At 48.6% G+C, this 14,315-nt stretch carries 9 protein-coding genes; 7 read left to right on the forward strand and 2 right to left on the reverse strand.

Annotated features, from left to right (window positions below; genetic code table 11):
* Window positions 1-96: 96 nt before the first annotated feature.
* The 3 genes from ilvC (at window position 97) to HW447_RS06365 (ending at window position 2,653) form a co-directional block, all read left to right on the forward strand.
* Entirely contained in the window at window positions 97-1,116 is a 1,020-nt protein-coding gene (gene ilvC / locus HW447_RS06355; RefSeq protein WP_176254474.1) for a ketol-acid reductoisomerase, read from the forward strand.
* A 173-nt stretch (window positions 1,117-1,289) separates the two neighbouring features.
* A complete protein-coding gene (locus tag HW447_RS06360) occupies window positions 1,290-1,778 on the forward strand; it encodes an RNA polymerase sigma factor (RefSeq protein WP_176254475.1) in 489 nt (162 codons plus the stop codon).
* Window positions 1,775-2,653, forward strand: a complete 879-nt coding sequence (locus HW447_RS06365) for an RsiV family protein (protein WP_176254476.1) — start codon at window positions 1,775-1,777, stop codon at window positions 2,651-2,653. The genes HW447_RS06360 and HW447_RS06365 overlap by 4 nt, the downstream gene beginning before the upstream one ends.
* Before the next feature lie 47 nt (window positions 2,654-2,700).
* Here HW447_RS06365 and HW447_RS06370 read toward each other — a convergent pair whose 3' ends face one another.
* Window positions 2,701-3,582 carry a LysR family transcriptional regulator gene (locus HW447_RS06370; RefSeq protein ID WP_176254477.1) on the reverse strand — a complete coding sequence of 294 codons (882 nt, stop codon included), beginning with the start codon at window positions 3,580-3,582 and terminating at the stop codon, window positions 2,701-2,703.
* Between the two features lie 154 nt (window positions 3,583-3,736).
* Here HW447_RS06370 and leuC point away from each other — a divergent pair, with 154 nt between their 5' ends.
* Both leuC and leuD read left to right on the forward strand, forming a co-directional pair.
* Window positions 3,737-4,999, forward strand: coding sequence for a 3-isopropylmalate dehydratase large subunit (leuC, locus tag HW447_RS06375; RefSeq protein WP_176254478.1), 1,263 nt, complete (start codon window positions 3,737-3,739; stop codon window positions 4,997-4,999).
* A gap of 27 nt (window positions 5,000-5,026) precedes the next feature.
* The gene (gene leuD / locus HW447_RS06380) at window positions 5,027-5,521 is read left to right on the forward strand and encodes a 3-isopropylmalate dehydratase small subunit (RefSeq protein ID WP_176254479.1); all 495 of its coding nucleotides are present in this window, start codon (window positions 5,027-5,029) and stop codon (window positions 5,519-5,521) included.
* 18 nt (window positions 5,522-5,539) lie between these two features.
* On the opposite strand, the gene HW447_RS06385 is transcribed toward leuD, so the two are convergent.
* Entirely contained in the window at window positions 5,540-6,433 is an 894-nt protein-coding gene (locus HW447_RS06385; RefSeq protein WP_176254480.1) for a LysR family transcriptional regulator, read from the reverse strand.
* A 164-nt stretch (window positions 6,434-6,597) separates the two neighbouring features.
* Here HW447_RS06385 and HW447_RS06390 point away from each other — a divergent pair, with 164 nt between their 5' ends.
* On the forward strand, window positions 6,598-7,875 hold the full coding sequence (locus HW447_RS06390; protein ID WP_176254481.1) for an L-cysteine desulfidase family protein: 1,278 nt from the start codon (window positions 6,598-6,600) through the stop codon (window positions 7,873-7,875).
* Window positions 7,876-8,133: 258 nt separating this feature from the next.
* Window positions 8,134-14,259: a bacterial Ig-like domain-containing protein gene (locus HW447_RS06395; protein ID WP_176254482.1), complete on the forward strand. Its 6,126-nt coding sequence runs from the start codon at window positions 8,134-8,136 to the stop codon at window positions 14,257-14,259.
* Window positions 14,260-14,315 lie beyond the last annotated feature (56 nt).

Below are 14,315 nucleotides of genomic sequence, written 5' to 3' on the forward strand. Positions count from 1 at the left end.
CAGGCGGCTGGAGTATGATTACATAGCAGGTTATACCATTAAAAAAGGGCGTTTCTGTGCAGGGAGCGCGCCACAGGTTTCAAGGAGGATAAGAATATGTCAAAGATCTATTATCAGGAAGATTGTAATTTATCCATGCTGGATGGACAGACCATCGCCATCATCGGCTACGGCAGCCAGGGCCACGCGCACGCTCTGAATTTAAAGGAATCGGGATGCAGGGTGATCGTAGGCCTGTATGAGGGCAGCCGTTCCTGGAAGAGGGCTGAGGAGCAGGGTTTTGAGGTTTATACAGCGGCAGAGGCAGCAAAGAAGGCTGACGTTATCATGATTCTGATCAATGATGAACTGCAGGCAGATATGTACCAGAGGGATATAGAGCCAAACTTAAAGGAAGGCGCCATGCTGATGTTTGCTCATGGCTTTAATATCCATTTTGGCTGCATCAAGCCTCCGAAGAATGTAGACGTTACCATGATCGCTCCCAAGGCTCCGGGCCATACGGTACGCAGCGAGTATCAGGCGGGCAAGGGAACGCCCTGTCTGGTGGCGGTAGAACAGGATTATACAGGAAAGGCTTTAGACCGTGCGCTGGCATATGGCCTTGCCATTGGCGGAGCAAGAGCCGGACTCCTTGAGACCACCTTCCGCACAGAAACGGAAACAGACCTCTTTGGCGAGCAGGCAGTTCTCTGCGGCGGCGTATGCGCCCTGATGCAGGCAGGATTTGAAACGCTGGTGGAGGCAGGATATGATCCGAAGAATGCATACTTTGAGTGTATCCATGAGATGAAGCTGATTGTAGATCTGATCTACCAGTCCGGCTTTGCGGGAATGCGTTATTCCATCTCCAATACAGCCGAGTACGGTGATTACATCACCGGACCAAAGATTATTACAGAGGATACAAAGAAGGCTATGAAGAAGATCCTTTCCGATATTCAGGACGGAAGCTTTGCCAAGGAGTTTTTGGTGGATATGTCTCCGGCCGGCCGTCAGGTACACTTTAAGGCAATGAGAAAGCTGGCTTGTGAGCATCCGTCGGAGCAGGTTGGCGCTGAGATCCGCAAGCTGTACAGCTGGAACAACGAAGAGGATAAGCTGATCAACAACTAAAACATAACCGTCCACAGGGCGAAAAAGGGATCCAAAGAAAGAGGCGGGTTTGCCCGCAGGCTTCTCTTTGGATTCTTTTTTGTATTTATTGAAACTTCCGCATCCGTTTTTGTATCTATACATACAGAGAGGAACAGACTGCTCCTCTCAATATACAGATGGAAGGTAATCTCATGAGACAGGATCTGTACGAAACAATCACCGCATATATCATCGAACACCAGAATCAGTTTTACCGTTTGGCTTACAGCTATGTACGCAATCAGGAGGATGCGCTGGACGCAGTGCAGAATGCGGTCTGCAAGGCGCTTGAGCACTATGGCGCGCTGAAGAATGAACAGGCGATCAGAACCTGGTTTTACCGCATCCTGGTCAACGAAAGCCTTGGGATCTTAAAAAAGAAGAAAACGGAGTTTCTTTCAGACGGAGAGGACTGGGATATCCCTTATCACGAAAAGGGTTATGATGCAGAGGATGATCTGTATGAGCAGATCCAGCGTTTGGAGGAACAAACCCAGACCATCATAAAACTTCGTTTCTTTGAAGAATTGTCTTTAAAAGAAGTGGCAGAGATCACGGGGCTTAATTTGAACACGGTAAAGACGAAGCTGTATCGGGGATTGAAACAGTTAAAGGAGAATATTCAGGAGGTGGAAGCATGAATCGAATGGAGGATGCGAAGAAAAAGTACGAAGACATACCTGTGCCGGAGGCGCTTGGACAGCGGGTGCAGGCAGCTGTTGCACGGTCAAAGAAGCAGCAGAGAAAGAAACGGATCACGCGCCTGTTTTACAGGGCGGCCGGCAGAAGCCTGACAGCCGCTGCGGCCGTGGTGGCTGTCTTTACCCTGATGGTAAATACAAATACCGTATTTGCGGATACGGTCAGCGAGATTCCTGTTATAGGCGCGGCGGCTAGGCTTTTGACCTTCCGTTCTTTTACGGAGGAAAATGAGGATATGAAGATTGCGGTCGAGGTACCTGAAATTGAGACGATAGAGCAGGATACGGGCGGTCTGGCCGATTCCATAAACCAGGAGATCTACAGGCTGTGTCTGGAATATGTCGAGGGGGCAAAGAAGCGGGCGGTGGAATACAGAGAGGCCTTTTTGGCCACAGGAGGGACAAAAGAGGAGTGGGCGGCCCACAATATAGAGATACGGGTGTGGTATGAACTGAAGTCGCAGACAGCCGATCGGATTTCCTTTGTGGTGCGGGGGACGGAAAACTGGTCATCTGCTTATAGTGAAAGAAAATATTACAATCTGGATCTGAAAAACGGAAAACGTCTGTCGTTAAAGGATATACTGGGAGAGGATTATAAAAAGATTGCGGATAACGCTGTCCGTTCTCAGATACCTGAAAAAGAGCGTGAAACAGGTTTGAAGTTCTGGACAGCGGAGGAAGGCGGCTTTAATGGCATCACAGACGAGACACCTTTTTATATCAATGAGGCAGGGGAGCCGGTAGTGGTGTTTGCGCCCTATGAGATCGCTCCCGGCGCGGCGGGAGAAGTGGAGTTTGTCATCAAAGGATAAGACACAGCCCGTCCATATGGCTGCACAATCAGTCTGCGGCGCGGTTTTTAATATAAAAATTCCAAAAAGGTTTTAAGGGCCATGGCCTGATTTCCGGTATGATAGGCGAAACCGATGGTTCGCCTGTGGATAGGAGCCTGAAGGGGGAGCTCGATGAAAGCGCCGCTGTCAAGCTCCTTTTGCACCAGTTCACGGATGACGCAGGCGATCCCGAGTCCGATTTTTGCAAATTCGATCAGAAGATCCATGGCAGTGACCTCCAAAATCTGATGGGGGGAAATAGAGTGCTCCGCCATGTATTCGTCCACATGGGTTCTGGTTATATTGCTCTGATCTAAGAGCATGATATTTCCCGTCTCGAATACATTGGTGTCCCGGCCCTCCCGCAGATAAAGATTTTCCAGATAGGTAGGGGTTGTGACAAAGGTATCCTGAATCTCCATCACAGGGATAAAGGACAGATCTTTGCGGGAAGAAGGCTCTGCGATCAGTCCCAGATCCAGCTTGCGCTGCTCCAGCCGTGTGATGGTCTGGGCCGTGGACTGGCTTTCAATGGTTATCTTCATATGGGGATACTGATCGATAAAGGTCTTAAGATAGGGAAGGAGCACATACTTGCAAAGGGTATTGCTGACGCCGATGCGCAGATGGCCGATGTCAAATTCCTGAATACGTTTCAATTCCTGTTCACCCCGGTTTAGAGCATCAAAGGCTTCGGCGGCGTGTTCAAAGAGAACCTGGCCCTCAGGCGTAAGCTGAACTCCTCTGGAGCTGCGGCTGAACAGGGAAAGGCCCAGGCTGTCCTCTAATTTACTGATGGCTTTGCTGATAGCCGGCTGGCTGATATAAAGCTCCCTGGCGGCGCGGGAAATATTTCCGGTTCGTGCCACTTCATAAAATATTTTGTACTGAGAAAGATTCTGATCCATGATCCACGCTCCTGTATAATATTTTTTCATATGTACTATTCATATTATATATTTTTATTATAACAGTACCTGTGATAAAATGTAAAGTACAGAAATAAAGAACCTATTATATGGCAGGATGCAAATACCGGCCATCAGTGAGGAGGATAAAGCGATGGGAATGACCATGACCCAAAAGATATTAGCCGCTCACGCGGGGCTTTCGGAGGTAAAGGCGGGACAGCTGATCGAAGCGGATCTGGATCTGGTGCTGGGAAATGATATTACCTCTCCAGTAGCCATAAACGAAATGAAAAAGATGAACCGGCAGACGGTTTTTGATAAGGATAAGATCGCCCTTGTCATGGATCATTTTATACCTAATAAGGATATTAAATCTGCGGAAAACTGCAAATGCTGCCGTGATTTTGCCTGTCGCCATGAGATCAGCCATTATTTTGACGTAGGAGAGATGGGGATTGAACACGCCCTTCTTCCGGAAAAGGGACTGGTGGTTGCAGGCGATGCGGTGATCGGCGCGGATTCCCATACCTGTACATATGGAGCTCTGGGAGCTTTTTCTACCGGTGTGGGAAGCACCGATATGGCGGCCGCCATGGTAACGGGAAAGGCATGGTTTAAGGTTCCGTCTGCCATTCGCTTTGAGCTGGTAGGAAAGCCCTCCAAATGGGTTTCAGGCAAGGATGTGATCCTGCATATTATCGGTATGATTGGCGTGGACGGGGCGCTTTACCGCTCCATGGAATTTACCGGTGAAGGCATTAGGCATCTGTCCATGGACGACCGCTTTACCATCTGCAACATGGCCATTGAAGCCGGAGGAAAGAACGGTATTTTCCCTGTGGATGATACGGCAATTCAGTATATGAAGGAACACTCAAAGAGAGGCTTTAGTGTATATGAGGCAGATGCGGATGCAGAGTATGATGAGACGTATGTGATTGATCTGTCAGAATTGAAGCCTACTGTATCATTTCCGCATCTGCCATCCAATACAAAGACCGTTGATCAGGCGGGCGATATAAAGATTGACCAGGCGGTAATCGGCTCCTGTACCAATGGGCGGATCGGAGATATCCGTGCAGCGGCAAAGATCCTGAAAGGGAAAAAGGTGGCAAAGGGCGTTCGCTGCATTGTGATCCCGGCAACCCAGTCCATTTACCTTCAGGCTATGAGAGAGGGGCTTTTGGAGATCTTTATCGAGGCCGGCGCTGTGGTGAGTACACCTACCTGCGGCCCCTGCCTTGGGGGATATATGGGAATTCTGGCAGCCGGTGAGAGATGTATTTCCACTACAAACCGCAATTTCGTAGGACGTATGGGCCATGTGGATTCGGAGATTTATCTGGCAAGTCCGGCCGTAGCGGCAGCCAGCGCTGTGGCAGGAAAGATCACAGTTCCCGGCGATGAAATATAAAAGGCAGGGAAAAGAAGGGAGAACAGCATGAACGTATGTGGACATACTTTTAAATATGGTGATAATGTGGATACGGATGTGATTATTCCGGCCCGCTATCTGAACGCCACCAGCGGCGAGGAGCTGGCAAAGCATTGTATGGAGGATATTGATCCCGGATTTATAAATAATGTGCAGGCTGGGGATATCATTGTGGCATCGAAAAATTTCGGCTGCGGTTCCTCCAGAGAGCACGCCCCCTTAGCAATCAAATGCGCCGGGATCAGCTGTGTCATTGCCGAAACCTTTGCCAGGATCTTCTATCGCAATGCCATCAATATTGGCCTGCCCATCATAGAATGTCCGGAGGCGGCCCGATCCATCTGCGCTGGAGACGAGATAGAGGTGGATTTTGACAGCGGTCTTATTACCAACCGCACCAGGAATGAAACCTATCAGGGACAGTCGTTCCCGCCTTTTATGCAGAGGATTATCCAGGCGGGAGGATTGGTGGCCTATATCAACGGGAAAGAGGCAGACTGAAAAACGTTTGCATACTGCTTAAAAAGAGGAGTGCGGCTGACTGGCCAGTTTTAAAAATTCCGCCATTTCCCGTGTAACCCATTTATCACGGTGGTATACGATTTGCCGCCAGGTCTGGATATGGAAGTCTTTGGCGTTCAGGATGCAGAGACGGCCATCCTCTACCGCCTGCCGGACGGTGAACGCAGGGAGAAAGGAAATTCCCTGATTATGCTGTAAAAATTTCAGAATAAAGTCTGTATTCCCTGTTTCTAGAAAGGGATGCAGCGTAATCCCCTCCGATGCCAGATACTGGTCCAGAATGAACCGGTAGCTGGCATCTTTTTCTGTGAGGACGAAAGGGTAAGACAGGATTTCTGTCAAAGAGAGCGGCCGCTTTCTGCTGGCTAAAGGGTGATCGGCGGAGGCGGCAAACAGGATCTGCTCTGGCTGTTCCATTACCTTTTTCCATTTGCAGTCGTAGATCCGTTTGTCCAGAAAATAGACGATATCGATAGCATTTGCATTCATCTGCTTCAAAAGCCGGTCTGGGGAATCGGTGATAATACTGACCTTTACATCAGGGTGCAGCTGGTGGTATTCGGTCAGAAGCTCTGGAAAAATGGAACTGCATATGGATTCAATGGTTCCAAGGCACAGCTGGCCGGTCAGCTGCACCGGATCTGCCATGGCGTCTTTCGCCTGGGCCAGATCCCGCATGATGGCAGAGGCGTAGCCGTAAAATACCTGTCCCTGGTGGGTGAGCGTCGTCTGCTTGCCGATACGGTCAAAGAGATGGACGCCAAGTTCCCGCTCCAGCTGCTTGATCTGAATGGTGACGGCGGCCTGTGAGTAACCCAGCTGACTGGCAGCCTTTGAAAAACTCTGCAGCTTGGCAGCCTGTAAAAAGGTGGCAATTTCGCGAAATTCCATGGAAGCTCCCTTCTTTTAACAGAATGATTAAAAATATTTTAACCATATCTTAAAAAGCTTAAATTTTACAAATGTATAGTTGTATGGTACAGTAAAATAACAGAAAAAGCAAGGAAAACGGATACTGGATTGGCGGTAAACGGGTTGTCGGGAGGAAGAAAGAGATGGAAAAAACGGATATCAGGTATGGCGCATACGTTCAGATTTTAAAGGAAGAGCTGGTTCCGGCCATGGGATGCACAGAGCCTATCGCTCTGGCTTATGGAGCTGCCAGGGCGAGAGAGGTGCTGGGTCAGATGCCGGACCGGGCAGTGATCGGTGCCAGTGGAAGTATTATAAAAAATGTCAAATCTGTGATCGTGCCGAATACGGATCATCTAAAGGGGATTCCCGCAGCTGCGGCCGCCGGAATTGTGGCCGGTGACGCAGATAAAAAGCTGGAAGTGATCGCAGCTGTATCGGGGGAACAGATTGCGCAGATAAAGGATTTTCTGGAACAGGTACCGGTTACAGTGGAGCATATCGACAACGGCATTACCTTTGATATTGTGATAACCCTTTATAAAGGGGACGCCTGGGTCAGGGTACGGATCGCTAATTACCATACAAATATCGTTCTGGTGGAAAAGAATGGGGAGATTCTGGAGAAAAAGGAAGTGGCCGGAGAGTCGGAGGAGGGGCTTACGGACCGAAGCATTTTGAATATGAAGGATATCCTCGATTTTGCCGGGACGGTTGATATAGAGGATGTGAGAGAAACGCTGGAACGCCAGATCGAGTACAACTGGGCGATTGCAGAGGAGGGCATACGCGGCAGCTACGGAGCCAATATTGGAAGCGTGCTTTTGGATATGGAGGGCGGAAGCGTCCGTGTCCGCGCCAAGGCCATGGCCGCCGCCGGATCTGACGCAAGGATGAACGGCTGTGAACTGCCGGTGATTATCAATTCCGGAAGCGGCAATCAGGGGATTACTGCGTCTGTGCCGGTGATTGTTTATGCCAGGGATATGGGAGTTGGCCATGAAACTTTGCTGCGCGCCCTGACGGTTTCCAATCTGACTGCCATCCACCAGAAAACGCCGATTGGAAGGCTGTCTGCTTACTGCGGCGCTGTCAGCGCAGGGGCAGGCGCAGGGGCGGGGATTGCCTATCTGAATGGCGGCGGCTATCAGGAGATCGTGCATACTGTGGTAAATGCCCTCGCTATTGTGTCCGGGATCGTCTGTGACGGCGCGAAGGCCTCCTGCGCGGCAAAGATTGCCTCTGCGGTGGATGCGGGCATTTTAGGATACCAGATGTACATCCGCGGTCAGCAGTTTTTTGGCGGTGACGGCATTGTCACAAAGGGAGTGGAAGAGACATTGAAAAATGTGGGACGGCTGGGAAAACAGGGAATGAAGGAGACGAATGAGGAAATCATTAAGATTATGATTGGGGAATAATATAAAAGAGAAAGTGATAATCGGATTCTGCCGCTTTAGGGATATAAACCTAAAGCGGCATTTTTGATAAAAAAGACATGGTTTGAATAAAATAAAACATTTACACCATAAATCAAAATAAAAATTGTATAATAAGTAGAAAAATGCATGAAAATCGGTAGAAAAATTATTCTAAATAGTCAAACGGGGTGCCATAATACACAATAAGGAAAAGTTCCTTAAAATGCAGCAAAAACAAGGGAAAGGGAAGGAGAAAAAATGAAGAGGAAAAAGCATGGACGAAGAATCCTGTCCTGTGTTCTGGCGGCCTCCATGGCAGTGCCGGCAGTATCGGTTCCTGTCACTGCCTATGGAGCCTCCGGTCTGGTTCGGGACGCTTACGGCGTATCAGGAAAACGTTCGCAGGATGGCGCGCTGGAGGAGGTTGGAGGGCTCGAGCTAAAAGGAGCCTATCTGGATACGGATTCTGAACGGGGAAACGTTTTAACAGTGACAGGGGGATGGAATAACCAGAATTCCGGCCATGCAAATATCCCCAATGGAGCAGACCTGTTTGGAAAAAAGTCATTTACCCTGCTGGCGGATATCAAGATGACAGACACAGAGGATGATGCTGCGAATGATAAAAAGGCAGCCTTTACCATTGGTAAAGAAAGTCAGAATCTTCATATATTTACCTTGTCAGGCAAGCTGGGATACGGAGATTCCGCTGCAAAAGGAGGAATCAGCGAAAATAATATTGAGCTTGCAAATATCGATCCAGACGGCTGGAATTCCATGGCATTGGTTTATGAGGAAAAGGATGACAGAAATGGTTCCGTCTGTGTCTATATCAACGGTGAAAAAGCGGGGGAAATTGCCGATATAGGGTTTAAACTGAGTACAATGTCAGATCAGATAACCGCTATGGTGGGACGTTCCTTTAAAACAAGCTTCCTGCTTAACGGCTTATATGACAACATTGTGGTAAAAGATACGGCTCTTTCGGAAGAGGAGGCTGTAAAAGAAACAAGACAGAGGGTTCTGCAGCCATTAAAAAAAGAACTGAAAGAGCTGCTTGCCGAGGCCAAGGCGTATACGGAGGGGGATGGAGCTGAAAATCAGGAGTTAATGGAGTTGATTTTTGCAGGACAGATCCTGTTGAATGATGAATCTGCCTCTATTGGGGATATTTCAGATGTAATCAGCCAGATCCGGGCAATTTTACCGGCATACGATGCTACGATTGTTATCAGGGGAAAAGATGTAGATGCGGCGGCCAGGGTGCCCGAAGGACTTTCTTACAAGGGCTGGGGGCTTTTAAGCTGCAACGGCACCAGCAATCTTTTGATGGACTATAAGGCAGAAGCGCCGGGAAAGTATTGGGAGCTAATCAATACGCTTTTTGGAGGGGATCATCCTATTTTTACCCATATAAAAATTGAGATGGGGAATGATGGAAATACTTCTACAGCGGCAGATCCGGCTACGATCCGATTTGAGGGAGAGGAGGCAGATGCATCCAGGTCTCCGGGCTGGCAGCTGGCGGCGGATGCAAGAAGCGTTAATCCTGAGATGAAGATCAGCGTTCTGCGGTGGCGTTCCCCAAATTGGACCAATGGCAATACGAATACGGAAACAATTTACCGGTGGTATCGGGATACCATTTTTGATGCCTATGAAAAGTATGGGATCATGCCGGATTATGTGGCGGCAGGAGTGAATGAGGCCAGGAGCAATGATGTGCCGGTCAGTGTCCGCATGATGAATGAATTTACAGAACGGATGGAAAATGAGAGTGATTTTCCTGAATATATGGAAGATGAGGAGATACAGGATGCCTACCGCAGCATAAAATTTGTATCAGCAGACGAGATTGATTCCTGGTCTATTGTGGATCAGATGTATCAAACGCAGACAGAGCCGGACGGGGCCTGGGAAAACACAGATGCGGTAGGAATTCATTATGTAACGGGAACGGATCAGAAAACAAGGGATCTGGCAGATAAATACAATAAACAGATCTGGTACAGCGAAGGCTGCGCCTCTTTTGGTCAGACGCCTCAGTCAGAACGCCGTACCAATACATATGTTCCTATGGGGGGCAAACAGGGGCCGCTGGCCATGGCAGACGGATTTTTAAACTCATTTGTGTTTAACCGGATGACCCACTATGTATTCCAGCCCGCAGTTGGAGCCTTCTACGATGGGCTTCAGTACGCCCATAAGGATCTTGTCAGCGCAAGGGAGCCCTGGGCGGGATATGTCCGTTATGATGAGGCTCTTTATCTGACAGCGCATTTTACCCAGTTTTCACAGGCGGGGTGGCCGGATAAGGAAAACAGCAACGGGATTTGGCTTGGTATTCCTCAGGCCAGCGGTGCCTATGCGGGAGATAACAGCACAAATGAACATCTCTCCAACGAGGAGGGGGAGCCCAGTTATATGACTCTTGCGGATCCCGACAAAACAGATTTTTCTGTGGTGGCGGTAAACAACAGCAATAAAGAGCTTACATACCGCATCAAGGCAGAGGATATGGAGATTCAGGAGGGAACGCCTCTGGAGATCTGGCAGACAAAGGCAGATGAATACATGAAATTTAAGGGACAGGTGGAACCGGATGGCGCCGGGTACTATGTCGTTGCCATAGATCCGGGCGCGATGGCGACCTATACGACCCTGGATTATGCAGAGAATACGGAGGAAAATGAAGAGGATCGTGCGCTGGATCTGCCGGAGAATATACCATCTGGAGAAAAAGCGGTGCTGGATACCGATGATGATGGAAAAATGGGAGAAGATTTCACGGAGGTAACAGATAACGAGATCCTGTATGCAGACGATTTTGACTATGAGGAAGAGGGAGATGTTCTGGTTTGTGCGGCAGGGGGAAAAGAAGAGCAGGACTACCTGTATTCCAGAGGAAATGAACCACGGTATCTGATGGATACCCACGGGGCCTGGGTCGTAGAAGAGGACGGAGACGGAAACCGGCGTTTGGGGCAGATTCTGTCTGAAAAGGTCAGCGAATGGAACGGCGGCGATCCTGAGACGATCGTGGGGGATCATCGCTGGATGAACTACCGCGCCAGCATTGATGTACAGGCGGATAACGGGTATGCGCTTTTGGGAATCCGCCAGCAGAGCGGAATGAACAGCGATAACAGTGGTTACAATCTGCTGATTGAACAGGGAAAATGGAAACTTAGAAAGAAAGGCACTGTTCTGAAAGAAGGGCTGCTTCCAGAGCGGGACGGGGATTATTATAATCTGGCTCTTGAAGGAAGAGAAAATATGATCACGGCCTATGTAGACGGCCAGATGATAGCGTCTTATACCGATAATGATAAGCCGTATCTTACTGGCCGTGTATTCCTGGGAAGTGCATGGAAACAAACGTATTTCGATCATTTAAAGGTGGAGCAGATTCCGGGATATATTCCTTATGCTGACGCATTTTATGATGACCATGATGATGAGGTGCAGTATACGGGAGACTGGGCGCTAGATGGACCGGGAGAAGGAAGCGCAGACAACTGGTACCGCACAACTGCTTACAATAAAAAGGAGGGTGTTTCTGTAAGTTTTAAGGGAACCGGAACCGGATTTACATTGGTTGGAGAGAATAAAGAGAAGGCGGTGGTCGATATCTATGTGGACGGTCAGCTGAGAGTCGGCGGCCAGGAAAATATGGAAAGCGATAAACGCTATTCCACAATTCTGCTTGACGGAGAGGAAAATAAGGAGCATGAATTTAAGGTGGTTGTCACATCGGGGCAGCTGACCATTGACGGCGTGTATATTCTGGGCGATCCGGTGCCGGGGGGAGGAACAGAGGCCCTTAAAGCACTGGTGACAGAATGCAGCGGATTGTATTCCGGGGACTATACATCAGAAACATGGACTGTGTTTGAGAAAACACTTCAGAAAGCGCAGGAGATACTTGAAAAGGAGGATGCAGTTCAAATTGAGATTGATCAGGCAGATGCAGAACTTCGCAGCGCCAGGAACGGACTGCTGCGGCTGGATGAAGCTGTGGAGATCACAGATACAGAACTTCCGGAACACCTGGCAGTCTTTATTGGGGATGAACCGGAGGATATGCCTGAAAAGGTAAAGGTAAAACTGGCGGATGGTTCAGAGGAAAAAAGAGATATTGTCTGGGAGTTTGATGATGAAGAGGCAGCGGTTTATGATACCGCAGTGATTACCGGTACAGTTGCAGGAGACAGAATACTTAAGGTGACAATCCCTGTGGAAATTGTTCCAAGAAATCTTGTTTACTTTATGGACAGCTTTTCTGCTTCGCCGGAGGAAAATGCAGTGACACCGGTATATGAGGCAGTCCGGCGGCTGACGAAGAATCAGCTGCTCAATGAGGCGGCTGACCAGGTATCCGATGGAAGCAGGTGGGGATTTGATGCGGCTGGTGTGAACGAAAAGGGCGGTACGGATATCAATGACAAATATGACTCTGGCTATTATATGTCAGGAGGAAAACCTGCAACCTACTATCTTCCCCTGGAGGCTGGCACCTATTCCATTACTGCAGGAGCGAGAGAGTGGTGGAATAAGGATCGCCATATGAAGGTAACTGCTTATTTGAACGGGCAGGAGGCGGCCTCAGATGAACTGGCTGTAAGCGGAAGTGATACGGATGGCCGTGTGACCCTGGAAGTTACGCTGGATCAGCCCTCCACGGTTATACTGAAAGCAGAAAAGATGGAGCACAGCGATGATCCTGTGATCAGCTGGGTAGCCGCAGCAAGGGCGGATGAGGTAAGGCCTGTGGGCATTGAGATTAAGTCTCTGCCGGATCAGATGATTTATCGGATAGACGAAGCCTTTGATTCTCAGGGACTGGAAGTAGAAGCCATTATGAGTGATGGGACACGGGTGATTCTTAATCAGGAGGATTATACACTGGAGGGGTATGATTCGGGAACTGTAGGGGAAAAGGTGATTACAGTTACCTATACAGACGGGACAGGAAAGGAATACCGGGAACAATTTACAGTAATAGTAGCACAGTCCAGATATTATACCGTTGGAATTGAAATAACAAAAGCCCCGGATAAAACAAAATATTATACAGATGAGGAATTTGATCCTGAGGGTATGAAGGTTGAGGCCATTAAGGCGGCCACTGCCAGTGATGCCCAGCCCATCCGTGTTCCGATCCAAAATTTTAAAATAGCAACGTCAAGCAATGCAAAAAAGGCTGGAGCAGGTGTTAGAACAGCCAGTTCCAGTGAGGCAGTCCGTGTTCCTTTGGAACAGGATGATTACCTGACAGAATATGATTTCTCACAGCCTGGAAGTTCGGAGGTAACGGTGATTTACAATGACCTGGATGCAGACGGGGAGCAGACGGAATTTAAGGATTCACTTCATGTGACAGTGATGAAAGAAGAACTGTTTTATACCGCCAGGATCCGCATTACAGATAAACCGGATAAACGGATTTACAGAATTGGCGAGGAGTTTGATCCAGAAGGCATGAAGGTGATTCAGGTATTGAAGGGAGATCTGTCCGGCAATACGCGGGAGGAAGAAATTTCCCTGGATGATCTGGAATATTTCTATGATTTTTCACAGCCTGGAACACAAACAGTGAAGATTTGCTATTATGGAGTTGACAAAGAACAGGAAGAAAAGGCGTTCTATGATAAGATTACTGTACAGGTGGCTGAGGAAGCACCGGAAGGTTTCTATACGGATAAAATCGAGATTGTTTCTTTGCCGAACCGTCTTGTTTATGAAGAGGGGGAGCGTTTTGATCCCGCAGGCATGACGGTAGTGGCTCATCAGATCAATCGGAGTACAGGAGAAAAACAGCAGATGGAGGTTTTCAATTATCAGGCCAGTCCGTCTGTATTTATGAAGAGCGGCAATATAAAAGTAGTCATTTCCTATACTGGATTGGATATAAATGGAGATCCCAGAGTGTTCAGGGACAATGTTTCCGTTACCGTTCGGCCTTATGAAAGAAGTGACAGCGATGGAAATGAGGATTCCTCTGCTGCGGGCAAGGCCTGGGAAGGGAAGGCGGCGCAGACTGGCTGGCCATCCGGTATTATGGATGGAGGAAACTGGAAACGGGATCCTCAAAGTCATGTATGGACATATATTAAAGCAGATGGAAATGCTGCGGTCAGTGAATGGGGCTGTATCAATGGAACCTGGTATTTCTTCGGAGCAGATGGCCGCATGGTTTCTGATCAGTGGATAAAGGATGGCCCCAAGTGGTATTTTGTCAATGAAAGCGGCGGAATGTGTACGGATCGCTGGGTTCTTTATGAGGATAACTGGTATTATCTGGGAAAGGATGGTGTGATGGCAGAAAATACGGTGACAGTTGACGGATATTCCGTGGATTCTGAGGGAAGATGGATCCATTAGGAACAAAAAAATAAAGAAGGAGGAGCGCTCTGTGGAAAAAGGATTGTTTCCGGGAG

The sequence above is a fragment of the Enterocloster alcoholdehydrogenati genome (assembly GCF_013282095.1).
GTDB classification, from domain to species: domain Bacteria; phylum Bacillota; class Clostridia; order Lachnospirales; family Lachnospiraceae; genus Enterocloster; species Enterocloster alcoholdehydrogenati.